This is a genomic window from Micromonospora sp. NPDC000089 (genome assembly GCF_042899365.1).
GTDB lineage: Bacteria > Actinomycetota > Actinomycetes > Mycobacteriales > Micromonosporaceae > Micromonospora.
Genome location: NZ_JBIAZT010000025.1, coordinates 1 through 22,866, shown reverse-complemented (window position 1 = coordinate 22,866; position 22,866 = coordinate 1). Strand labels below are relative to the sequence as shown.

The 22,866-nt window shown below is 66.7% G+C and carries 21 protein-coding genes and 4 pseudogenes; 9 read left to right on the top strand and 16 right to left on the bottom strand.

All coding sequences use genetic code 11. The features are described from left to right. Positions 1 to 382: 382 nt before the first annotated feature. Positions 383 to 628 carry a transposase gene (locus ACFY3U_RS27315; RefSeq protein WP_387206841.1) on the bottom strand — a complete coding sequence of 82 codons (246 nt, stop codon included), beginning with the start codon at positions 626 to 628 and terminating at the stop codon, positions 383 to 385. A 434-nt stretch (positions 629 to 1,062) separates the two neighbouring features. Between ACFY3U_RS27315 and ACFY3U_RS27310 the strand changes: the two genes are divergently transcribed. The 3 genes from ACFY3U_RS27310 (at position 1,063) to ACFY3U_RS27300 (ending at position 3,438) form a co-directional block, all read left to right on the top strand. After that, positions 1,063 to 1,647: an RNA polymerase sigma factor gene (locus tag ACFY3U_RS27310; protein WP_387206832.1), complete on the top strand. Its 585-nt coding sequence runs from the start codon at positions 1,063 to 1,065 to the stop codon at positions 1,645 to 1,647. Positions 1,648 to 1,719: 72 nt separating this feature from the next. Next, complete coding sequence (locus ACFY3U_RS27305; RefSeq protein WP_387206829.1) at positions 1,720 to 2,394, top strand: anti-sigma factor; 675 nt, start codon at positions 1,720 to 1,722, stop codon at positions 2,392 to 2,394. Between the two features lie 363 nt (positions 2,395 to 2,757). Continuing rightward, positions 2,758 to 3,438, top strand: coding sequence for a phosphotransferase (locus tag ACFY3U_RS27300; protein ID WP_387206827.1), 681 nt, complete (start codon positions 2,758 to 2,760; stop codon positions 3,436 to 3,438). 123 nt (positions 3,439 to 3,561) lie between these two features. Here the strand turns inward: ACFY3U_RS27300 and ACFY3U_RS27295 are convergent. Both ACFY3U_RS27295 and ACFY3U_RS27290 read right to left on the bottom strand, forming a co-directional pair. Beyond that, positions 3,562 to 4,133 (bottom strand): annotated as a pseudogene (locus tag ACFY3U_RS27295) (ATP-binding protein); the annotation flags it as partial. A gap of 12 nt (positions 4,134 to 4,145) precedes the next feature. Further along, positions 4,146 to 4,400: pseudogene (locus ACFY3U_RS27290) on the bottom strand (IS21 family transposase); the annotation flags it as partial. 106 nt (positions 4,401 to 4,506) lie between these two features. Between ACFY3U_RS27290 and ACFY3U_RS27285 the strand changes: the two are divergent. The 3 genes from ACFY3U_RS27285 to ACFY3U_RS27275 all read left to right on the top strand — a co-directional run bounded on the left by ACFY3U_RS27285 (position 4,507) and on the right by ACFY3U_RS27275 (position 7,009). Next, on the top strand, positions 4,507 to 5,307 hold the full coding sequence (locus tag ACFY3U_RS27285; RefSeq protein ID WP_387206825.1) for a LuxR C-terminal-related transcriptional regulator: 801 nt from the start codon (positions 4,507 to 4,509) through the stop codon (positions 5,305 to 5,307). Between the two features lie 298 nt (positions 5,308 to 5,605). After that, complete coding sequence (locus tag ACFY3U_RS27280; protein ID WP_387206823.1) at positions 5,606 to 6,025, top strand: cupin domain-containing protein; 420 nt, start codon at positions 5,606 to 5,608, stop codon at positions 6,023 to 6,025. Positions 6,026 to 6,061: 36 nt separating this feature from the next. Next, positions 6,062 to 7,009 (top strand): hypothetical protein, encoded by a 948-nt coding sequence (locus tag ACFY3U_RS27275; protein WP_387206821.1) that lies wholly within the window; start codon positions 6,062 to 6,064, stop codon positions 7,007 to 7,009. Between the two features lie 104 nt (positions 7,010 to 7,113). Here ACFY3U_RS27275 and ACFY3U_RS27270 read toward each other — a convergent pair whose 3' ends face one another. Then, positions 7,114 to 7,686, bottom strand: a complete 573-nt coding sequence (locus ACFY3U_RS27270; protein WP_387206819.1) for an RICIN domain-containing protein — start codon at positions 7,684 to 7,686, stop codon at positions 7,114 to 7,116. A gap of 28 nt (positions 7,687 to 7,714) precedes the next feature. Between ACFY3U_RS27270 and ACFY3U_RS27265 the strand changes: the two genes are divergently transcribed. Continuing rightward, positions 7,715 to 7,990 (top strand): hypothetical protein, encoded by a 276-nt coding sequence (locus ACFY3U_RS27265; RefSeq protein ID WP_387206817.1) that lies wholly within the window; start codon positions 7,715 to 7,717, stop codon positions 7,988 to 7,990. Between the two features lie 352 nt (positions 7,991 to 8,342). Beyond that, positions 8,343 to 9,218 (top strand): zinc-binding alcohol dehydrogenase family protein, encoded by an 876-nt coding sequence (locus ACFY3U_RS27260; RefSeq protein ID WP_387206815.1) that lies wholly within the window; start codon positions 8,343 to 8,345, stop codon positions 9,216 to 9,218. A 54-nt stretch (positions 9,219 to 9,272) separates the two neighbouring features. Here the strand turns inward: ACFY3U_RS27260 and ACFY3U_RS27255 are convergent, their stop codons facing one another. From ACFY3U_RS27255 to ACFY3U_RS27205, 11 genes and pseudogenes are all read right to left on the bottom strand, one after another. Next, positions 9,273 to 12,098 carry an ATP-binding protein gene (locus ACFY3U_RS27255; RefSeq protein WP_387206813.1) on the bottom strand — a complete coding sequence of 942 codons (2,826 nt, stop codon included), beginning with the start codon at positions 12,096 to 12,098 and terminating at the stop codon, positions 9,273 to 9,275. Positions 12,099 to 12,296: 198 nt separating this feature from the next. Beyond that, entirely contained in the window at positions 12,297 to 12,908 is a 612-nt protein-coding gene (locus ACFY3U_RS27250) for a hypothetical protein (protein WP_387206811.1), read from the bottom strand. A 116-nt stretch (positions 12,909 to 13,024) separates the two neighbouring features. Continuing rightward, positions 13,025 to 14,128 carry a glycosyltransferase gene (locus tag ACFY3U_RS27245; RefSeq protein ID WP_387206808.1) on the bottom strand — a complete coding sequence of 368 codons (1,104 nt, stop codon included), beginning with the start codon at positions 14,126 to 14,128 and terminating at the stop codon, positions 13,025 to 13,027. 187 nt (positions 14,129 to 14,315) lie between these two features. Next, the gene (locus ACFY3U_RS27240; protein ID WP_387206806.1) at positions 14,316 to 15,014 is read right to left on the bottom strand and encodes a GGDEF domain-containing protein; all 699 of its coding nucleotides are present in this window, start codon (positions 15,012 to 15,014) and stop codon (positions 14,316 to 14,318) included. Positions 15,015 to 15,367: 353 nt separating this feature from the next. Continuing rightward, a pseudogene (locus ACFY3U_RS27235) lies at positions 15,368 to 16,303 on the bottom strand (IS701 family transposase); the annotation flags it as partial. Positions 16,304 to 16,474: 171 nt separating this feature from the next. Next, positions 16,475 to 16,612, bottom strand: coding sequence for a hypothetical protein (locus tag ACFY3U_RS27230; protein WP_387206804.1), 138 nt, complete (start codon positions 16,610 to 16,612; stop codon positions 16,475 to 16,477). Positions 16,613 to 16,982: 370 nt separating this feature from the next. Next, positions 16,983 to 17,339, bottom strand: a complete 357-nt coding sequence (locus ACFY3U_RS27225; protein ID WP_387206802.1) for a hypothetical protein — start codon at positions 17,337 to 17,339, stop codon at positions 16,983 to 16,985. Positions 17,340 to 17,531: 192 nt separating this feature from the next. After that, entirely contained in the window at positions 17,532 to 18,980 is a 1,449-nt protein-coding gene (locus ACFY3U_RS27220; protein ID WP_387206800.1) for a hypothetical protein, read from the bottom strand. Positions 18,981 to 19,188: 208 nt separating this feature from the next. Next, on the bottom strand, positions 19,189 to 19,320 hold the full coding sequence (locus ACFY3U_RS27215) for a hypothetical protein (protein ID WP_387206797.1): 132 nt from the start codon (positions 19,318 to 19,320) through the stop codon (positions 19,189 to 19,191). 263 nt (positions 19,321 to 19,583) lie between these two features. Further along, positions 19,584 to 20,412 (bottom strand): annotated as a pseudogene (locus tag ACFY3U_RS27210) (IS5 family transposase). A gap of 91 nt (positions 20,413 to 20,503) precedes the next feature. Further along, the gene (locus ACFY3U_RS27205) at positions 20,504 to 20,737 is read right to left on the bottom strand and encodes a hypothetical protein (protein WP_387206795.1); all 234 of its coding nucleotides are present in this window, start codon (positions 20,735 to 20,737) and stop codon (positions 20,504 to 20,506) included. Between the two features lie 300 nt (positions 20,738 to 21,037). On the opposite strand from ACFY3U_RS27205, the gene ACFY3U_RS27200 reads away from it, so the two are divergent. Next, a complete protein-coding gene (locus tag ACFY3U_RS27200) occupies positions 21,038 to 21,613 on the top strand; it encodes an RNA polymerase sigma factor (RefSeq protein ID WP_387206793.1) in 576 nt (191 codons plus the stop codon). A gap of 503 nt (positions 21,614 to 22,116) precedes the next feature. Here ACFY3U_RS27200 and ACFY3U_RS27195 read toward each other — a convergent pair. Then, positions 22,117 to 22,866: ATP-binding protein (locus ACFY3U_RS27195; RefSeq protein WP_387206791.1), on the bottom strand; the 750-nt coding region annotated here is incomplete at its 5' end.

Below are 22,866 nucleotides of genomic sequence, written 5' to 3'. Positions count from 1 at the left end.
GAGCAGCCAGTCGGCGCGATCACCGGCTCGCTGAGCAATGCGAGGGTCTCTGGAGTCTCGCCAGAAGCGCAACTGCGTCATGCCGGCACCGGCAACACCATGGGTGACATCAGGATTCGGCCACGAAACCGGAACACTCAGCGCCCGTGTCGAGGCCCGCGCGGCTAGATCCTCGTCGTTAACGGGCCACATTCGATGCATAGCTCCCCTCGTCGGGGAATTGCACGATACTCCGTGACGTGATTAGCGAAGAACGGGCAGCGAAGAGATTGGTGGACTGCCGACAGGAAGACAGCGTTGCCGGGTAGGCAGTCGAGGCGTTGGATGACGCCGCGCTTGGTGTCGCCGTGCGTGACTTTGGGGTCGGCGCGGCCGAGCACGATCAGGTCGGGCCGTGGTGCAAATGGTTGGAGGCTGCGGCGACCTTTGCCCATCCAGCGGCGTCCGCCGGTCCAATCGTCGGCCTGCTCGGCCAGGACCGCGCGGCCGAGGCGGATGACCGCCGGGGGTGTCGGGGAAGTCCGACCAGGCCGGTACGGCGTCGGCTCTCCTTGTTCAACCGTTCCTGCAGCTTGTTTGAACAGTTCTGGCACCAGACCCCGCGCGGGAAGCCGGCGAAGGTGAGCAGGTCGTCAGGGGCGGCGTCAAGGGCCCGGACAACGCGCCGCCGTCGACGACCTCATCGCCGAACGGCTCGGCCACCACCACTCGCTCCGAAATCCTGTCGTCGGCTCGCCGCAGAGCGGGGTAGGGCAGGCGGAGCCGAGAAGAGTGCCCGCTGCTGACGGGGCAGCAGCGGGCAGCAAGGTCGGGTTCACATCGCCGCTCCCCGGCAACAATGGGTGATAGCACCCAATCAAGGCAGAGCGTGGCACGCGCGCCGGTTGGACGTCCACGTGGGCTGCCGGGAATCCGCCGGGAACCGATCCGTCGGGCAGCGCCGTAAGAACGTTAAGAGCAACCAGCAAAGCCCGTGGATGCGCGATGGCCCATCGCTCACCCGCTTCCTGAACCTCCCATTGACGAAGGGCGACGCCGGATCAACCTGGCGCCGTTGGTGCGATGCGACTCAACACTCATTCCGGAACGTCCCTCGAAGAGCGCTTCCGCTCAGGCGACGAGACCGCTTTGTCGGAGGTCTACCGCCTGTACTCCGGGGCCATGTTCGCCACCGCGCTCAACCTGCTCGGCAACCGTGATCTGGCAGCGGACGCGGTGCAGCAGGCGTTCGTGCAGGCCTGGCGGGCGGCGGGGTCCTTTGACGTCACCAAGGGCCTACGCCCGTGGCTGTACGCGATCACCCGACGATCGGCAATCGACGTCTATCGTCGACAGCGACGGGCGTCGCAGGAGGTCCGCTTCGACGACGCTTGGCTGGACCGGCCGGACCCTGAGCAGGGCCAGTCTTTCGAGTCTGCATGGCAGGTGTGGCAGGTCCGCGAAGCTCTTGACCAACTACACCCCGACGAACGCCAGGTGTTGCAGTTCGCCTACTACGGTGGCATGACCCAGAGTGAGGTGGCCCGAGAGCTGAACCTCGCCCTAGGCACGGTGAAAAGCCGTACCGCGCGTGCGCTGCGCCGGCTCTCGGAGATCCTCGGACACTTGCGGGACGACTTCGGTGACGACCCGGACGGTGCCGAGTGAAGAACCGATGTCACCTCGCAGTTCGTACCGTCTGATGAATTGTTGGACAACCCGCGACTTGAGGACCGACCAGTGATCAAGGAACCCGAGGTTCCGGACATCTTCCGGAATGCCCTGCGATACGCGCAGGCTCTGCAGCACGACGGGTGGGAGACCGTTCTGAGGCAGCAGGCGGTTTGGGAATCCGTACCTGCGGAGCTCGAGGCGACTGTCATGCGGCAGCTGGTCGGCACGAAGCCCGCCGACAATGTGGTACCGCTGCGGCGACGGCTCTTCCGCCGAGAAGCGTCGGCCGGACGGCCAGCCATGGCGCCCCGACGGCGACTAGGCCTGGTGGCTGCCGCCGCAGTGACGGTGGCGCTCGCCTCCGCGGCGGGTGCGTCGGCCCTGACCAGCGGTGAAAGCAGCACCCCCATGCGGCTGACCGGCACCGCGCTCGGTGGGAGCAGCCACGCCGAAGTGCGGCTGCGGTCAACGATGTCCGGTGTCGAGATCAAGGCTGACTTCGATGGCCTTCCGCCGGCGCCGGTCGGGAGCTACTACGAAGGATGGGTGGTCGGTCCGCGGGGAGCCGTAGCGATCGGCACCTTTCATCTCAGACACGGAACCAGAGACGTCGTGCTGTGGTCCGGGGTGGAGCTGAAGGACTACCCGACCATGACGGTCACCCTGCAGCAAGAGGGTGGCGGAGCCCAGTCATCCGGAAAAGTCGTGTTGAGGGGCCCGGTACCGGAGACCTTCGAATGAGCGGAGTCGACAATGTGCGGTTTGGCTCCGCTCTCGTGATCACCGGGCTCGGCCTGCCTGTTGGAGTACCCGTCCGATCTCGGTGAACGCCACTCTCCCCGCGCATGTCGGGGAGAAGGAAGACCGCAATAAGCAGGCGCAGGCGACACTGTCTGGCGCAGCCGATCGCTCCGCCGCCGGGCCGCAGACCTTCCTCAGCAGAACTCCGGGGCCAGCGACAACCTACACACACCACAGAGATGACAGGAGCACGACGAGTTGACGTCAGAAGAGCGGATGGCCGGCGGCAGGTTGCACGGCGCATCAAGGAGCGAGCGCGGCGTTCACCGCACGGCCCAGCCGTGGACTCCTACCGTTCAGGCCGTGCTCCGACATCTCGAGGGTCGGGGCTTCGCGGGCGCACCACGGGCACTGGGTCTCGACGACCAGGGTCGCGAGCTCCTGAGCTACCTCGATGGTGAGACGGTGGGCGAAGTTCTGCCCTGGCCGGATTGGGTCTATGCCGATGAAACTCTCCAGCAGGTAGGGCGGTGGCTGCGCGGCCTGCACGACACGACCGCAGACTTCCATCCGCCGGCCGACGCGGTCTGGTTCGTGCCGCGGCCGTGGTTCGAGGGCGCTGTCGTCGGACACAACGACGCAGCGCCTTGGAACGCGGTCTGGCGGGACGGCAAACTGGTCGGCTTCGTCGACTGGGACACCGCCGCTCCTACCTCTCGCGACTTCGATCTCGCCTACGTCGCGCTCACCTGGGTGCCACTACAGACGCCTCGGTTGGCCGAGGAAACGGGCTTCACCAACTTCGCCGACCGTCAGCGTCGTCTGCACTTGCTGCTCGATGCTTACGGGTACGACCGTGATCGGCATGCACTCAGAGCAGCCATCGTCGAACGCGCGCGCCGCAACGCCCAAGTCATCCATACCTTGGCCGCGACGGGCGATCCTGTCTATACCAACGCCAGAATGTCCCAGTGGGCGGCCGACCTCGAGCAGGCTGCCAAAGAAGTCGAGGACCTGCCGGAGACCTTCTGGATCGCATCCTAGGTTTGCTGCCATGCAGCTCATTTGATTGCCTATGCCTAGGGCGTAGGTCCGCGTTGTCAACGCCGCCTCAAACGGGACCACCGTGGTCCGGCTGAAACTGGACCACCTCGGTTTGGTTGATCTTTAGTCGTTGGTCTTGGTGGCCGCGGGGACGCGTCCGAGGTCGCGGTTTTCGAGTCGGTAGCTGGCGCCCTTCATTGAGATGACCTCGGCGTGGTGGACGAGGCGGTCGATCATGGCCGCGGCGACGGCGTCGTCTCCGAACCCTTCGCCCCACCGGCCGAAGGGTTTGTTGCTGGTGACGATCAGCGAGGCTCGTTCGTAGCGGTTGGAGACGAGCTGGAAGAACAGGTTCGCGGCTTCGGCTTCGAAGGGGATGTGGCCGACCTCGTCGACGATCAGCAGCGGGATCCGGCCGAGCTTGACCAGCTCGTCTTGCAGGCGCCCGGCGTGGTGGGCGTCGGCGAGGCGGGACACCCATTGGGCGGCGGTGGCGAACGCGACCCGGCGTCCGGCCTGGCAGGCCCGGATTCCCAGGCCGATGGACAGGTGGCCGGGAACCTCGCTGCCCGGATACGGCCCTCACCGCTGTGAGCCTCCCGGGCAGCCACTTCCCGTTGCAGGCAGGCGGCGAGGAACTCCTCATGCGTCCAGGACTCCGCCCGGGCCCGCTCTGCCAGACGTTCCACCGACGCCGGCCGGCCGACCTGCCCGAAGCCCAACGGCACGTCCGCCGGCGGGAACCACAGATCACACTGCACCAGCTCACCCGGCAGATACTCCGTCCGCTGGGCCGGATCCGGGCGCCGGAACAACGGCCGCAACTGCTGCACCCGATCACAGAACACCGTCTTGCCCCGACTCCACCCGACCCGCTCCATGATCACCGTCGAAGGCATCTCCGGGAACTCCGCCAACAACGCCCGGATCTGCGGCTCGACCGCATCCACGATCGAGCCCTTCAACCGGCTCCTCGTCCGCCGCGAGGGGCGGATCCAGAGTCCACATCAGGTGCGTACAGCCGCGTGGACACGATGAGCGAGATTCTGTCGGTGGGTGGTGGCTCCATTGCACGTCGTCCTTGTCGGCTCACTGGACGAGATGCTCGGCACACAAAGCCTCGCGTGGAGCCGCGATATCACCCCGCTCGTCATAGACGAGGCAGCGATCTCCCTTTTGGCTGGTGGATCCGAGCTTCGTCACGTGGACGTAGCACACCAGTCAGCGTGGTACGAACTGCTCACCCGCGTTGCGCTCGCCCGACAGGACCTCGGAGCGGCAACCGGCTGGGCGTACCGTGCGGTCCGGGCTTCTCGCGCCAGCATGGACGATGTGAGCAGTGCCTTCGCCCGCCTCGCCCTGGCTCAGGTCGCCCGGTACGTCGGTGGTCGCGACAAGGCCACCCGACTCGCCCTGGCAGCCGCAGGAACCTTCGATCGGCTGGGACATCCGCTGGACGCAGATCGGGCCCTGCTCGTGGCCGGCGTCGGCCGAACGAAGACGGACTCGAACGGCGATGCACCCGACTCGTCGGTGCGAGAGGGCGATGCAGGCCCAGGGACGGCGGCGCGGGGTCAGCCCGACCTCATCGCTCAGCCGGTCCGAGCAGCGGGTGATGCCAACGCGATGCCTCTGCCGCTCGACGTGCTGAGCCGACGCGAGCGAGAGGTTGCCGAGTGGGTTGCGCGGGGCAGCACCAACCGCGACATCGCCAACCACCTCTTCCTCAGCGTCAAGACCGTGGAACGTCATCTGTCCAGGATCTTTGACAAGGTGAGCGTGACCTCGCGTGCCGCGCTCGCGGCGATGGTCGCCAGGGATCCGTCGTTCATGGAGCGGGACGACCGGTCGCAGCCACCGCGGAGGTGATCACTGCGACGGCCTCTGGCCGTTGACCGGTTGGCGGGCACCAACGCAGGCCAGCAGCGATCAAGCCCTAGCCCGTCTGCGGCTGGTTGGCAGGGCCCTGTACCGGTGTGGGACCCAGTTGGGGGATCTACCCAGTGTTGAGAGTGTCCAGGATTCCTGGACGCTGGGGCCGCGCCGCGCCCGGCCAATGGGTGCGGACATCCCCGGTGACTGACACGACGGCGAGACCACGGTGCAGTGCTGCTTGAGCACCTCGGCGCACCCGCCGGCGAGTCGACCCGAACAGATAGGACATCTCGTGGATTCCCGTGAAACGGACCAGAGGAAGTGCACCGTACTGCGCGGTGACGACACCTTCGAGACGATCCAGGGTCTGCCCTACCGGATCGGCATCTCTCGGGAGACGGTGAGCTCCCTCAACCTGAGCATGCACGTGGTGAGCATTCCTCCGGGCGGCCGTGCGCAGGCACACCGCCACGCCTTTCATGAATCGGCCCTGTACGTGGTCAGCGGCACCGCCGAGATGTGGTACGGCGAGGGCTTGGCCGAACGAATGGTCCTCGGTCCCCGCGACCTGATCTACGTCCCACCCGGCTGCCCCCACGTGTCGGTCAACCGTAGCGAGACCGAGCCCGTGGTGGGTGTGGTCGCCCGCAGCGACGCCCAGACCCAGGAGAACGTCATCCTCATGCCCGAACTCGACGGCCTGGTGGACTGAGAAGTCCCTGCCTCATTCGCTGAAAGGTTATTCGGCATGCGACAGATTGAAATCGAGTGGCTCCCTCTCGACATTCGCATCACGGTCGACCTCGACGATGCCAAGAACCGTCGTCTCAACGATCTCCTGTGGTCCAAGCTCCCTTACCGCAGCCTGCAGAACCACGCGCTGGTTTCCGGCAACCACCTCTATCATCTGCTGCCCTTCCCTGAGTTCGTCTACACGGCCGCGGAGACGAGGGTGCCCGATCGCACCAAGGAACCGGACGGAACCGTGTTCCTCTCTCGCCTACAGCACTTGGCCATCAAGTACGGCCCACTCAGCGAATACCTGCCGGCGGCACCGGTCGGAACGGTGCGCCCCGCGGACATGGACGCGCTGCGCGAGGTCGGCCGCGGCTGCTGGGAGGCCGCGTACCACACGAAGCAGCCCATCGAGGTCAGGGTCACCCGCAAGGGCGACTCGACGCCGATTCCCGGGTTGCCACGCCCCGCGCCCGTGGCCGACCCGGCCGTGCAGCGTCTCATCAACGAAATCCACGACGAAACGGTACGCGTCTGGATCGAGCCCCCGACCGAGCTGATGTCCATCCACGAAGGCGAGATCAAGAGTGGAGCGGGCAGTTACGACCAGTATCTTTCCACGATGGTCTTCGTCAACGGCGAAACCCGCCCGCTCGGATACTGCGCGCTCAACGGTCTGATCAACCTCTGGGCGAGCGGCGAGCACTCCCTGGAGACGCTCCGCGCCATCACGCCGACGTTCGTCAGCACACCCGCCGAGTTCCTGGGGTACTGCGGCTTGGACAACCTGTGGCGCTTCACGAGGCAGGCGCTCGACTCGCTGCCCCAGGTACAGACCAGGGAGGAATACTTCTCCCTCGTGTCCACGCTGAGCCTGTACGCCAACTGCCTCAACACCTGGAACCTGCATCTGTTCCCCTGGGAGCTGGGCGACCGGTTCCGCCACCCCCGCGCACTCTGAGACGAGGAGGCCTCCGGGAGCACTGCACCAGGCGACCGGCTACGGGGGCCCGCGCGGAAACGCCGCGTCGGGAGGGTTCTCCCGGCGCGGCGTTTTCGGCCCAGTTACTGGAGGGTGAACGCGAACTTGTGGTTCGGCCCGCCGTCCTGGTTGAAGTGGATGATCGGTGCGCCCTCCTGCTGAGAGGCGTTGAGCACGGCCCACTGCTTGAGGTTGAACTTGTTCTTGTTGCTGACGAACGTGCCGAAGTCACGGACCCACTTCTGGCTGGCCGTGCCGTCGCACGGGCGGATCACGACACTGGAATTGTTCGCCTGGTTGAAGTCGTCGGTGGGGGAGTCGATGCACAGCTTGACCAGCGTGCCGTTCTTCGCGACGCCCTTGTCGCGTAGGGCCCAGACGAACTCGACCTGATTGACGTTCGTCGGGTTGGACGACATGATCTCCCACTGCTGCCGGTGGTCGAGGGAATTCTCCGTAACCTGGACGATCGGGTTGCCCTCCCGGACGGATCCGCCGAAGGTCGGTGTGGCGGAGATGACCTTCCCGGAGTGCTGCACCTTCAGGTGGTAGTAGGGCGTGGCGGCCTGCGCCGCGGGTGCGTTGGCGAACGCACCGGCAGTCGTCGCCAGAGCCGCCGCCACGAGCGCCAGGCGCTTTGCTCCGTTGAACTTCACTGTGTGCTCCTCGTCATTTCTGTCGCCGGTGACGACGATCGTTCGGCAAGCACTACGCGGCCCGGGCGCGGATCGGATCAGCCAAGATCCGGCCTCAACATTCGCGCGGCACGTCGGCACGGTCGGGCTGGTTCCGCCAGACCGCCGTGCCAGCCGCCAGGCTCCCCCGAAGCTGGAGAACCACCTGACCGGTCTGCACGTCACTCACCACCGTGCGGGTAGCCAGCCTTCGTCTGCGCCCAGCTTCACCCCGGAGAACGATTCTGCCGGCGACCAGACGGTGATTATGAAGGGCATCGGGTGACCGGACGGCTGATGCCGGTCGGCCGGGGAGTCTCATCCCTGGCCGACCCGCTGGGCCGGCCGCAGGCTCACAGTCAGCCCAGCTTTGGCCGACCACAGGGTCACCCGTCCCGCGGCCACTCGAGGTCGGCGCCAGTGATGAACAGCAAGCAGCAGGACACCGGCGTGTGAGTTTCGCGCCGCCGGAGAACCGACTGTGCCCTGCGCGTCGTGTTCACCGTGAGTCGAGGCTCTTCCAGCACTCGCAGGCACTGACGGAGGAATCTGTGCGATCAGCTCGATACCACAGGCACGGTGGACCGGAGGTCATTCAGCTCGATGAGGTGCCGGTTCCCGTGCCACAGGACGGGCAGGTGCTCATCGAGATGGAGGCGGTCGCGGCCAACGCGGTCGATGTGATGTTCCGCCGCGGCGACGGCCCATGGAGCCTGGGCCTGCCGGGCACCCTCAGCGGCGACGTGGTGGGGCACGTCGCCGCGATCGGTCCTGGCGTCACCACGGTCACGGTCGGGGATCGGGTCGCCGCATCGTCTGCCGATGCCTTCGCGGATTTCGTGCTCGCCGACGCGCGGTGGCTCGTCCCCATCCCTGGCGATGCGGATCCCGCTGGTGCCACCTGCCTCGCGGCGAGCGCACCGACGGCCCTGCGACTGTTGCGGGCCGGTCAGGTGCGCGCGGAGGAGACGGTCCTGGTGCACGCCGCGGCAGGCGGCATCGGTCATCTGACGCTGCAGCTCGCCAAGGAGCTGGGAGCACGGACGATCGGTGCGGCGTCCACGCCACAGAAGACGGCCTTCGCCGCGGCGATGGGGGCGGACGTCGTGGTGGACTCCAGCCGTGAGGACTGGGCCGACCGCGTGCGTGACGCCGCGCCGGGCGGGGTCGATGTCGTCCTCGACGCCGTCGGCGCCACCACGTTCGACAGCGGGCTCGCCTTGTTGGCGCCGCTCGGTCGGATCGTCACGTACGGCGCGATCGGTGGTGCGGTGCCGGTGCTGCGGGCCGAGGCGTTGTACGCCAACGTCTACGTGACCGGTGTATCGCTCATGGGCTGGCGCTCGGCGTCGCCTGCCGACGCCCGGGCCGAACTCGACGAAGTGGTGGAACTATGGCGCGCCGGCCGGCTGCGGCAGGTCGTTCACAGCCGGTTGCCGCTGGACGAGGGGGGCAAGGCACACGAGATCCTGGAGAACCGCGCCAACATGGGGCGTGTGGTCATCACCAGATGAGCCGGGCGCTCGCGCCCGTTGAGGGGTGGATACGGTCCCAGCCCGGCGACCTGGTCAACCGCCGCCGGGCTGGTGTCGCTCCCAGAGGCTGGCGAGCTCGGTTCGGCGTGTCAGGCCGGTCTTCCGCAGAAGACTGGCGACGTGTGTCTCCACAGTGCGTCGGGACAGGAACAGCCGTTCCGCGATCTCGGCGTTGGTGAGCCCCTGCGCCACGAAGGCGACGATGTCGACCTCACGGCTGGTCACTCCGAGGGACCGGAGTGGGGCGGGCGCGGTCGACTGACCACGGCCGCGCCGTGGGACCTTGGCGCCCGCTCGGCGCAACAAGTCCCGGCACGTACGCGTGAAGGCGTCCTCGCCCGAGGCTTCCCATGCTGCCAGGTCGGATCGCAGGCTCTGCACCGGATCGCCCCAGTCGTGGACGACCATGTCCTCGAGCAGTACCAGGCGTAGGAGGCGACGTATCCAGTGCTGGTTGCGGAGCTGCTCGTCGGCTACCCGAACCGCCTCCTCGGCCTCCTCGGTCCGACCGGCTCGACCGAGCGCGACCGCGTTGGCGTAACCGAGCCCGCCCTGGTTGGCCGGACGGACCAGCATCGGAGAGCTTGTCAGCTCGGTGCGGGCTTCGGTGCCGTCCTCGTCGGAGGTGGTGCGCAGCAGCGCCCACAGCCCGTAGTAGGGGAGGAGGGCACCGCTGCGGTGCGGGCGGACGACCGCCACCGCACGGTTCAACAGCTCAACAGCCCGACTGAAGTCACGGTCAGCGAACGCGTGCAGCGACCGCACCGCCAGGCCGGCGGCGACCACGTCCACCGAGGTCGGGCTGGTCCGCAGAGCTTCATCGAGCAGCGTCCTCATGTCGTCGACACGGTCCTGAGCCAGGTGGCCGTGCGCCAGCTTGATCAGGGCCATGGCCTGCGTTTGACGAAGGCGTAGCTTCTCGGCGAGTTCGGCGCACCGGTTGGCGCGGGTCATCGCCGGGATCGGCCCGTCGACCATCGACTGGTTGTCGGTGAGAATCCACTCGATCCCCACCACTTCGGCCAGCATCCCCGCCTCGCGGGCCAGATCGGCTACCTCTTCGAGTGACGTCGCGGATCCCGCGGTCAGCAGCTCGACGGTCCCCAGGCCGAAGAGCGCCCGGATCCGCCACGGGGTCAGCAGGTGCGCCTCCGCCACGTCCGCGGCACGGCGAAAGGCCGCGGCAGCCGAACCGAGGTCTCTCGTACGCGCACACCGGGCCGTGACCTCCAGCGCTTCGCACAGCGTCGCGGGCAGGTCGGCTCGTTCGGCGGCGTCGGCGGCCGCAGCCGCCAGGCGCGCCGCCCGATCCACGTTTCCGGAGCCGAAGCTGATGTCGGCCTCGGTCGCCATGACACGGGGATCGTTCGGCGCTGCGGCACGGCGCAGGTAGTCGTGGGCCCGGTCCCAGTCCGCGACGGTGACCGCCGCGCGAGCCATGCTGAGGCACAGCTCGGTTCGCCTTGCCCCGGAGGCAGTGGGCAACGCCAGGTCACCGATGGCGAGCGCCTCCTCTCCACGACCGATGAGTCCGAGCATGCGTACCCGTTCCGCCGCCACTTCCGTGCTGCCGGTCAATGTGGCGGCCCTGTCGAGGAGGTCGGCCGCGCTGCGGGCGGCGCCCCGGGCGAACGCCCGTCGGGCGAGCCACACGAGCAGCGAGGCCGCCCGGTCCGGCTCGCCGCCGCGCACGTACAACTCGGCGATGTGGGGGCCTTCGCTCTCCAGCGACGCGGGATCCGCTGTCTCCAGAGCTCTTGCCGCGCCTAGCGCCAGTGGGGCGAGATCGGTCGGGAGGACGGTGTTCAGGACCGCCTCGCGCATCAGCGCGTGCCGCCACACGAATGATCCCTCAGGGCCGGTCGCCACGTCGAGCAGCTGAGCATCGACCCCGTCGCGCAGGCCGGTGGCGATGACCTCGCCGGACAGCGCGGTGACTGGTTGGAGCAGCCGCCAGTCGACCGCCCGACCGATCACAGCTGCGGCCGCCAGCACCTGGCGGGACAGGGGCGCCAGCTGACCGAACCGGCGTGCGACCAGATCGGCGAGCGACTGCGGGACACGCCGGGTCGGCTCACCTCGCAGCACCCAGCCGTCCGGCCCCCGCCACAGCCCGCCGGACTGGACCAGGCCACCCACCAGCTCCTCGACCAACAGCGGGTTGCCGTCAGCTGCCTCGACGAGATAGGCCGTCACCGGGGTGGGGAGCTGGTCTGTTTCCAGCTGGGCAGCCGCGAGCCGCGCGACATCGGCGGCCGACAGCGGCGGCAGGGTGAGGGTCCGGACGTACGGTTGTCGGCGCAGGTGGTCGAGCCGCGCTGCGGCCCGCTCGTCGGTGCGCCAGGACAGCACGATCGACACGTGGGAATGCGCCAGGCCGGGGAGAATGTATTCCAGGAGGCCGAGCGTGTCGGGGTCGGCCCAGTGCAGATCCTCCAACACCAGCAGGCAGCCCTCCGCGGTGGCCGCCACCTCGCGGAGGAGCCGTACCACCCCTTCCCCGAGCACCACCAGCGGATCGATGATCGAGGTGATCTCCGGTTCCGCCCAGCCGGGCAGGAGCCTGCTCAGTGCCGGGCGGAAGGGTTTGAGCTGATCGGACTCGGTGAGCGGTTTCTCCCGGAGGTGGCTCAGCAGCGCCTCGGCGATCGGCCGGAACGGGCCTCCTCCTTCCACTGCCCTGCCCACCAGCACGGCCATGCCATTGCGCCGCCCTTCGCCGGAGGCTTCGCTGATCAGTCGGGACTTGCCGGTGCCTGCTTCGCCGAGCACCAGGAGCGTCATGCCCGCACTGTCGTGGGCAGCGGCGACGACCTCGCCCATCTCTGCCAGCTGGCGGCTGCGGCCGATGATCTCCATTCGTCGGGAGTGCGGCATCATCGCGTAATTACAGCTCACACCTTCCCCCGGCGCCATCGACACGAGCGGGTGGCTCTGGCCGCACTGCGGTAAGGGATGGTCCGTGGGGCGGTTACCGCCCGGAGCCGGGAATCGCGACGAGGCAGGGCAGGGGCGCCCGACCCCTCACTGTCGGGACGCCCCTGCCGTGTCGCCGGGTCAGCTCTTCTTGATCACGGGCTTGCCGTCAGGCTTCACCACGGACCAGTTACCACCGACTCCCTCGCCCTCGGTGTCGGTGGGTACCTTGTCCTCGACGAACCGGTACAGCGGCCAGCCGGCCAGGGTCACCTGCTCGTACCCGTCCTCCCGCTTGACGGTGCCCACGAGTGAGCGGTCGATACCGGAGACCTTGATCTCCGAACCGTCACTCAGCGCCGGCGGCCAGGTGATGAGGCAGTCGTTGAGGCAGTTGACGTGCGACGGCTTGTTGTCGTCGACCTCGAACCGGTAGGCGGTCATGCCGTTGATCGTGACGACGTCGGAGGTCACGCCCTTGACGTTGAGCCGGTGAACGGCGAGCGAAATCTGCTCCGGCCGAACGGTCGGTGTCGGGACCGGCGCGACGTCGTCGCCGGCGTCCGATGCCGACGGTGCGGCTGACGCCGACGCCGCAGGCTTGGACGCGGAGTCCTGGGAGGACCCGCACGCGGTCAGGCCCAGTACGGCGGAGCTCAAAGCCACCAGGGCAAGCAGCTTCTTCACTGTCATCTCCTCAATGGGAAGGGTGTCCCGTTCGCTTGCTGAGTGGGCTCCGGTGCGACCAGTCATGTCGACACCGTCCGTGCGAGGACACCTGGCAATACGTACTTCGACGCCAACGCGGTTCCCGTCCGTGCGATATCTGCCAGGTCACTGGCACATCTGAGGCCCGGGTCCTCACCCCGCTAGGCGAGCAGGCCAGTCAGAACCTCGTCCTCGTCCGGCATCGCGGCGATGCTCTGCTGCGCCTGGGTCACGCGTGCCCGTAGGGGCGCGTCGCCGAGAAGCCGCTCCACCGCCTCGGTCACCGTTGCAGGGCTCAGTTGAGGTGGCGGCAGCACGAGCGCCACCCCGGCCTGGTGGGCGGCGGCGGCATTGCGGAACTGGTCCGCGCCCTGGGGGAGGATGAGATGGGGGAGTCCTTCGCAGAGCGCGGCGACGATCGTCCCGGCACCTCCCTGCGTGATCAGGGCGTCACACAATGGCAGGAGCAGTGCGTGTGGCGCCCAGTCGGCCACCAGGACATGCGGCGGCTGAGACCCGAGTCGTCCGGGGTCGGCGCCCGGGCCGAGCGTGACCAGGGTGTTCACCGGCAGCTGGCTGAGCCCTTCCAGGGCGGTCTCGAAGACGTGGGTGGCTCCGTGGAACAAGGTGCCGAGGGTCAGGTGAATCGTGTGCTCGTAGGGCAACGCCTCGATCGATGACCGGGGCCAGGGCAGTTGCTCCCCGGGAAGAACCTCACCCGTACACGGCCGCAGCGACAGGCGGTTACCAAAGGCACTCACCGCGTCCGCCTGCAATGCCGGCGGACAGTTGTCGAGATACGGCAGCGTCAGGATCCGTTCCGGCAGATCCGGCACCTCCCACTGGTCCGCCAGCTCCTCGAAGCGCGACCCGAACCAGTCCCACGCCTCCGCCGGCAGGGGACCGAGACCATGCACGACGTGACGCGCACCGGTCCGGGCGGCAACGATCGCTCCCGCCAACTCGGAGATCGGGTGTACGACCATGTCCGGCCTCCACTCCTCGGCAAGCGGAACCAGCTCGGCGGCACGCTGGAAGACCGCCGTGCCGAACAGTTGCGCGGTGACGGTGGGAATCCGCTGTGGCTCGGGCAACGCCATCAGGTCGGGCACCGCACGCCGAAACGTCTCGTCCGCCTCGGCGCGGCTCGGGCCGACGACCCAGGTCGGAAGACCTCGCCGGCGTGCCTCCGCAACCCCCTCGATGCCGGAGGCGACGACGATCTCGTGCCCAGCACGCTGCGCTGCACGCATCAGCGGCAGCATCGGCAGGAGATGACCGTGAGCGGGCCAGGTGCTGAATAGGATACGCATGAAACCTCACCGTGATGGGTAGGGACGGACAACGAGGAGCGGCTATGGTGCGCTCGATGATCGGGCGTCCGGGTGACGCTGTCCGGATCACCCAGCTGATCGATCGACCGACGGCGAACCCGCTGGTGCCGGGGCAGAACTACCGGGTAGCCGCCGAATTGAAGACATGCGCGCCGCGGCTCTCACGGTTGTGGCTGCGACGGTCCCGATTCCCGGCCTGGGTGTGCGACCGTGTCAGTGATGGGGGTGTCGCGGTAACCCTCGGCCAGAGGGCAGGAGTGGTCTCATACAGTTGCCATGTCCGGCCTGTGCGTCGCGCATCGTACAGCGCCAGATCTGCCTCTCTGAGCAGTTCCGTCCAGTTCTCAGCTGTCGGGTTGGCTGCGACACCGGCAGTGCCGCTGATGCTCAGGACCGTCTCCGAACTGTGCACCCGTGCGTGGATGGGCTCGGCGATGTCGTCGAGGAGTTGCTCAACCTGCCGGTGGTGCTCTTCGCAAGTCGCGCTCGGAAGGAGGACGAGGAACTCGTCGCCGCCGAGCCTGCACGCGGCACCGCGTTGACGCAGTGACCATGCGTGCAGCCGCTCGCCAACCGCTGCCAGGACGAGGTCGCCGGCCAGGTGGCCGTACGTGTCGTTCACCGCCTTGAACCGGTCCAGGTCGACGATGATCATCGTTGTTGGCTGCCCCCGCCGTCGCCAGCGGAGGAACAAGCGTCTCGCGGCCTCGCGCGTGAGCAGACCGGTGAGGTTGTCCCGGTCGGCCGCCGCCCGGGCGACAGCGAGCGCACGACGGGAGCGCCACAACGCCGCACCGAGCGCTACGTTGGTGATCACGCAACCGACCAACGCGACTGGGTTCGGCATCGGTACGCCTCCCGCCCCTTCGAAGATCTCCGCAGCCCGCATCCGAGCCGCCCAATCAGATCCTCGCTTTGTGCCGGCTGCGCCGAATCGGTATCGAGTACGGACTTAGTACTGCAACGGCAGTCGGTTAGGGGTAGCCGTGTCGTCGGTCGTGGCAGGTTCGGGCTTGGTGTCGGCGCCATCGGGACCAGGCCCAGACACGGTCTGGTAGGTGAGTTGATCGGACTACGAGTGCGGTGAGTAGTCTTCGGATCTCCGGTACCGTGTAGCCGATCATCATGTCGTCGTCGGTGCTGGATCCCCTTTCGCGGTAGGGGATCGGCGGCGATCCGGACGAGGTCGACCAGGCGGGTCCGGCGAGGTCCGTAGCAGACGTAGTACGCGATCTCCCCGGGTCGTCATGCTGCGCCGCGCGAGCAGCCGGTACCCGCGGCCGGGCCGCCAGCAGTTAAACACCGGCACCCGCGCCCCACCAGTACTTGGCGCGGTCCGTGGACGCCCGCGCCGGCGGACAGCCGGCACCACGCTCGGGCCGGCAGAGCGGCGATCGGCTTGTCTGCTCGGCAGGTGCCCATCGTGGTGGTGATCATGTCGTCGTTGCGGCGGGTCGCGACCAAATAACCCACATCCCGGTGTTCCAACCAGACTCGCAGTGCTTTCGACTGGCTGTAGGCCTCGTCCATCGTCACCCAACCCACAGGCACCCCAGTGCCCAACGCACGGGCCAGCATCGTCCGGGCCACCTGCACCTTCGTGGCGAACTCGACCTCGTCCGTGATACTCGCGGCCCGGCACCGGTCCCGGTCATCGGTCCACGACGCCGGGAGGTAGAGCTGCCGGTCGATCAGCGCGTGGCCCTTCGCTGAGCGGTAGGCCAGGAACGCCCCGACCCGGCAGTTCTCTGTCCGCCCGGCGGTGCCGGAGTACTCGCGTTGCCCCCCGCCGGCCGACCGGGTGCCCTTCTTCAGGAACCCGGTGTCATCGACGATTAGCACACCGGCCGGATCGCCGAGGTGCTCGATCACGTAGTCCCGCACCTCATCACGGACCGCGTCGACGTCCCAGTCCGCCTACCGCAACAACCGCTGCATCCCGTCCGGCGACACATCCCCGGCCTGCTCAGCCAGGGTCCAGCCGTTCTTACGACCCAGACCCGAGACCAGCCCACACAGGTACTGCCACGCACGCCGCCGCGGCTCCGAACGGCGAAACCGAGGCCCGATACGGGCGGTCCAACTCCCGATGCCAACGATCGACATCAACGTCCGGCACAGGCAGACCAACGAACGCGAACCGAACTCGATTCGCCTACTGCCGTTGCAGTACTAAGGGCACCGGCGCGGTTCAGCGTTCGTTAAGGTAGGCGCGATTTGGTCGACGAGGCCCTGCGGGGCGTCGGCGCGGAAGCAGAGCTCGAGGTTTGCGGCGGCCTAAGCGGCGGCCCGGGCGCTGCGCGGGAAGAGCGCCCGCTCGGAGTCGACGAGGGCGGTCTCCAGGTCGTCCGGGTGGGCGGCGAGGGCGTGGCCCAGTTCGGCCCCGTCGAGCCTGGGCGAGGTTGGCACCCTCACCGTCGAACGGGGACATCAGGTGCGCGGCGTCTCCTGATCTCTCGGCCCATCACGATCCACAGCTCAAGTGCCAGGACCAGGGGGCAACTTTCGGTGCCATGGGTGCCGAGCAGTCGGCCTTGGCTCTGCTGGTAGCGGCAGGAGTATGTCCGGGTGATATCGGGGCCAGCGGGGCCCTCGCTTGGCTGGTCGTACCTCGAACAGCACCAAGGTGGGGGGCCAGAGGCCGCACCGGGAAACTCACGCCTCGGACGCCTTCAGCTATTGAAGGCGTCCGAGGCGTGAGATCGCTGTCTCGGCTGTTCCCTGAGTCTCATCGGTCAACCTGCTAGGGCGACCTTTCCTCTCTGGGACGGGTCGAAGGCGAAGATCAGAATGTCGGAGGAAGCTTTAGTTCCTCCGAACGCAACTGACCCCCAGGTTGATCATGGAAGCTGAACCTGCCCACCGGCGTTGGAGCAGACCACTTACTGTTCCCACTACACACCAGCGACTGGCCTGGCTTGAGCCACGCCTTGAAGACGCAGAAGTCCAGGAATTCGCCGACCGTCTCGGATTCCGAGATAGTGATGGTGTTCACGAAGTAGGGTATGGACGAACTCCTGTTTACCAGCGTCGCATCCACGTAGATGCGCTTGGTGAGGTTGCCTTCGACGAACTCCTGCTTGCACACCCACGCCACGAGGGCCGGTCCGGTCTTTACAAATACCACCAGCTCCTTCTGCACGCATTGACGCGGCTTAACGTTGACGCCGGCGGGAGGGTTTGCGAGGTTGGAGGGGGGTGTATCCGTGTCCGCCAACACACGAGACCCGCTTCCGACGACGACCAACAAAACGCTGAGCAGAAGGCCCACCCTCCGCTGCACTGAATTCACCGAACCGCCACCTGTCGACACCACGTCTCGCTCCGTACCGTATCAGCAATACCCGTTGACCTCATTGAAATGCCCCCCGTTCCCCTCCCCCAGTGGGTAATAGAGGTCCAGCCACTGCACGAGCGCGGCAAACGCCTCGCTCTGACTTTCGCCCGGCATCCACTGCTGAACTCGCTGACCATTAATAAATTCCTGACACCAGGGGTACCACTGGTTGACCGGCTCCGAGAACTGGACGGCCTGCGGACCGTTGACGGGTGATGGAATCGGATTACCGTTCTCGTCTTTCCAGTCCGGGTTCCAACCGGCGGCGACCTCCTCGGGGTGGGTTCCAATCCCGGAGACTGCGAATATGCTGCCCTTAACCCTATTCCAGCCAGGGGCCGGCGGAGCCGGACAGGCCTTCAACTTGGAGAGCGAGCGGGGCCCCGGCGGATTGGGCACGTCCGGTCTGGTGCATTGATACGCGATACCACCGCCAAATGCTTTTTGCTCAGTCACAGCCAGAACTGGCCCAGCAAATCCCGTTGTGGTGCCCAGCGTGTAGACCGATGGTCCGTAAGGACTGCCTCCCTGGACCGGGAACTGCTTCCAGCCTGTGCCGCTGCAGTAGTCATCGCCGCTCCAGCACCCAGCCTGGTACGTCTGGTAGAAGAAGCCGTCAGCAGTCCCGCGCGCCGCAAGCCAGAAGGTGTCGGCGTAGGGATCACCGTCCGCCGACCAGTCAGTCATTGACAAGCCGTAATCGGTCAGCCCTCCACCGGGTACCTCAAACCACCACGAATCGTCTTTGAGTAGGTTCGTCCCAGGAGTCGGTTGGCTACTGGCGTTGTAGATTTTCCGGTCTGAACCCACGGCCGCTACCAGAACATAATCATGTCCCCACCAGCGTGCCGCAACCTTCTTTGTTGTGCCGAGTGGCGTCTTCCACGCATGCCAGTCAGAGGTGTTTACGGGCTGGCCGGTGTACCACAACTGGTAATACACCTTGTACTCGTCGTACTTGGCGGACCCAAGAAGCACCATACGATTTTCTGAGTTGACGGCAATTTCCGGGGGTGATTCGAATGCGCCGCCGTGGTTCGTCCAGGTGGCTTTCCAGCTACCCGTGTTCCAGTTCAACTCCTGGAGCCAGATTCCCTGTCCACCGAGGCCGGTTGCGGCAACGTACGTTTTCTTCGCCTCCTTTTGGGAATAGACGGACAATTCGTACTCAGTTCGTCCGCCTCCCGGGATCTCTGACCATCCAAGATTTGCGTTCGGGTACCCTGGATTAGAGATCGAGTAGAAGATGCGGTTGTCCGCTGTCCGTACGACCTGCAATTGGTTCTGGGCGGCGTCCGCGATACCGACCGCCGGCGCAGAGGCGATTGGAGCTGGAATGTATTCGAGAGCGGCTGACTCGGCTGCTGATACCGGAGCAGCCAGCAGCGCACCAGCCAGGCTGATCACAGTCCATGGCGCCGCCAACTTCGAGAACGGATTTCTCACTTCGACCCTGCACCCACTCCCATTTAATTCAATCCTTTCTCGTTTCAAGAGGCCTTCCGAGTGCCGGAAAATCTCAGCTTAATAGAGGCGCTACCCGCGTCCGCGCAGGTGCGGTCCCACAGCGAATTGGTCGGGTTTCTCAAGGAACCCGACCAGGCTATGAATTTCCTGGGATCAGCAGCCTCTCATGGCTGCGCGTCGTAGTCGATCAGTGAGATCCCTCAACTTGCTCGATCCGGGCAGGTTCAACACCGGAGGAGAAATCGCAATATAAACGGATCGTTGAACATTCGAGAGAGCCGGCCGAAATGCGCGTCGCCAGAAACTTCAAGATCACCACGGTCGCCATGGTAGGCGCCCTGCTCCTATTCAGTTCCGGCGCAAGCGGGGAAGGCCCGCAGGCCCCTCCGGCCAATCCTGCAGCCCCGCCCAGCGGTGTCGCGGTTTCCCCGCGAGGATGCGCCTCAAAAACGATCGAGCCGCTCTTCCTGATCAGGGTTTGCAGGACAGAGTACGCGAGCTTCACACCAGGTCGCCGCCGTGGCGGTGTCAACGCGGGTCGGAGACCGCCATGTCGGCGACGTGGCGTCAGGCTAAGAGTTCCTAACAAAGTCGTACGACGTGCCGGTACCTGATGATGACGCAGGTAGCGAGGCCGAGGAAGGCCTCCTGCATTTCATCGCAGCGTTCCCACCTGATGCGCAGCCGTCGCATGCCGTGGTACCAGGCGATCGTCCGCTCGACTACCCACCGGAACACGCCGAGTCCGGAGCCGTGTGGCTGGCCACGGCGGGCGATGCACGAGCGGATGCCCTTGGCGCGTACCGCCTTGCGGTACTTGTCGTGCTCGTGGGCACGGTCACCGAAGAGCTGATCCGGGCGCCGCCGTGGCCGGCCGCGCCGCGGTGTACGGGCGGGATCTTGTCGATCAGCGGGAGCATTTCGGTGACGTCGTTGCGGTTGCCGCGGGTCAGCGACACCGCGAGGATGATGCCGGCGCCCTCGGTCTGAGCCGGGTCGCCGACGAGTTGGACCGGCCGCACAGGACGTGGTGCTTCAAGCCCGGGCGGGCGCGGTCGACCGGGCTCGGACCGCTTTCGGTCACGTCGGGCGGCTCTCAGATGCGAAGAGCCGATCACGGCACGGGACCAGTCCAGCTTGCCGGCTGCCTGGAGTTCGGCCAGCAGCAGCTCGTGCAGCCGCTGCCACACCCCGGCCCTGTTCCATGCCTCCAGGCGCCGTCAGCAGGTCATTCCGGACCCGAACCCCAGCTCTTGGGGCAGGAACTCCCACTGGGTGCCCGTGTGCAGCACGAACAGGATTCCGCACAGCACCTGCCGGTCCGGGATCCGCTTGCGTCCCGGATGCCGTGGATTGCGGTCGGGTTTGGCAGCAACGGCTCGATGCGCTGCCACAGCCCGTCCGGCACGATCCACGGCGGCTGCTCACCACGCCTCACGGCCCGACATCTAGATCAACCTTTACGAGGGACAACAGCCCCCGAGATCATTCCGTTAGGAACTCTAGTCCGAGGGGGCACTGGGCGGGCGGCGGCTGCGGCCCGGGGCCGGCGCTGCCTCGCTCTCGTCGGGCTCCTTGCCGAGAAGTTCCCGCATCACGGAGGACTCGAGCGCGGGCGGCAAGGGCTCCCACACGGCCCGGTGTCGCAGGACAACAACCCATTCCGTCAGGTCCGGAACGTGCGCATCACCCACGTCGTCCTGCCTGCCTTCCGGCACCTGGTGATCCTCAGTCATGCTCAAGTCCTCGGCTCGGGTGTGGTAGCTCCTCGGCAGCGTTCCTCTACGTTCTGCGGGCGGTCCTTCCCTGTCAACCGCCCATCACTCCGAGGTCTGCGGCGCCGCGATCCGACGAGTCCGCGACGAGCACGCAGACGGCGGGTCACCGACGCCACCCGCCAAACTCCGTAGTCCTTACTGATGTGGAGAACTGACCGAACGCGGACCCTGAGTCCCACAGGATCGCGGACGTCGTGGCCTGTGCCATCAGTTGTCTACGACGGGGCGGCGTCGGTCTCTGCCTGCGCTGGGTGTGACATGCCTGAAGAAGCTAGGAACGGATCCCTCGAAGAGCGGTTCCAGGCGGGCGACGAGCGAGCGCTCGTCGAGATCTACCGACGGCACTCCGCCGCGATGTTCGCGACCGCGCTCAAGCTGCTGGGCAACCGCGAGTACGCGGCTGAAGCCGTCCAGTTGGCGTTCGTCCAAGCCTGGCGGGGGGCATCCAGATTCGATCACAGGCGGGGCATACAGCCATGGCTGTATGCGATCACTCGCCGCACTGCCATTGATGTCTATCGCCGTGAGCGGCGGTCCGCGTACCAGATCGGGCTGCTGGAGTCGTGGGACGCGGATACGATCGCCACCAGCCACGCACCGTCGATCGAGGACAGTTGGCGGACCTGGCAGGTGCGGGCGGCCCTGGATCAACTGCGCCCTGCCGAGCGTGAGGTGCTGTACCTGGCCTATTTCGAGCAGATGACCCAGAGCGAGATCGCCGCGGTGTTGGACGTACCCGTTGGAACGGTCAAGAGCCGCACGGCCCGGTCGCAGCAGCGACTGGCCAGGCTCCTCGCACATCTTCAGGACGACGCGCCGCAACCTGTTGCTTGACTATGTCTAGTGCGAGCGTCCAGGTTGTTCGTGCGAGAGGGCGCTGGGCGGAGAGGCGGTAGTCGGTATGACGGCGGTGTGCCGTGCAAGGGCGCGGTGCGTGGGTGACGACGACACTGAGGCCTAGTCTCGTCGAGGCGCCCCGATCGGCCGGTCCGAGCGATCCGGCGTGAGCGCTCCGTGGTCCTCCCTTGGCGACGCCGAAGGTGGGCGGAACGTTGTTGATCTTCGATGATGTGCGCGGTGTGCACTCCAGCGGATGCCAACCGGGGTCAACCGGTGCCAACGCTGGTCACGGCGTCGACCGTCGGTCGCAACCCGGGGTTCGTGTGCTCGGGGTGCTCCGCCGCTGTCTGTAGGCCGATGACCTGCGGCTCTTCGCTTCTTGGCCTCGTGTGCCGGTCGCTGCGCGGTCCAGTTGTGATCGCTTGCTGAAGATCAGCAGACCGCGCCCTCTCGGTCCTCGGCTCCCTGACAGGCTGAGGAGCGAGCTGCGGGCGAGGTCAGTCTGCTGTCGGGGCGGGAGTCTGCCACAGGGCGCTGACCGGCATGGCGCGGAGTCTGTCGCCGAACGGCAGCGTGGAGGTTCCGGTGTAGAGGACGATGCCGGCAATGAAGTCATCGCCGAGGCGCTCGGCGAGTCGGTGGAGCCCGCGGAAGTCGTCGGGTCCGACGGTGGTGGCTGCTTTGACTTCGATCCCGACCACTTGACCAGCTCGGTTCTCGAGCACCGCGTCGACTTCGTACCTGCTCTGGTCGCGGTAGTGGGAGAGGTCGACGGGCTGCTCGGACCAGGTGAGCTGGCGGGACAGTTCGGACAGGACGAATGATTCGAGCAGCGGGCCGAACGGTGCGCCCGGCCGGAGCAGTGCTCGGGCGTCGGTCGCGATCTCGTTGGCGGCGATGCCCGAGTCGACGAAGATCAGTTTCGGTGCGGCGGTGGCGCGGGTGCCCAGGTTGCGGGACCAGCCGGGGATCCGTTTGATCAGGAAGATCTCTTCCAGGGCCTGGAGGTAGCGGGCGATCGTCGGCCGGCTCAGTCCGAGGGCGGATTCGAGGGAGTTGGCGGCGACGATGGTCGCGGACCTGGCCGCGAGTAGGCGTACCAGTTTGCGTAGTTCGCCCTTGTGCTGGATGTCGGACAGTTGGCGGACGTCGCGGTCGATGAGCGCCTGGACGTAGGTGTCGAGGAAGCGTTGGCGGCGGCGCGGGTCGGTGCGGGTGGTGGCCTCGGGTAGGCCGCCGCGCACGAT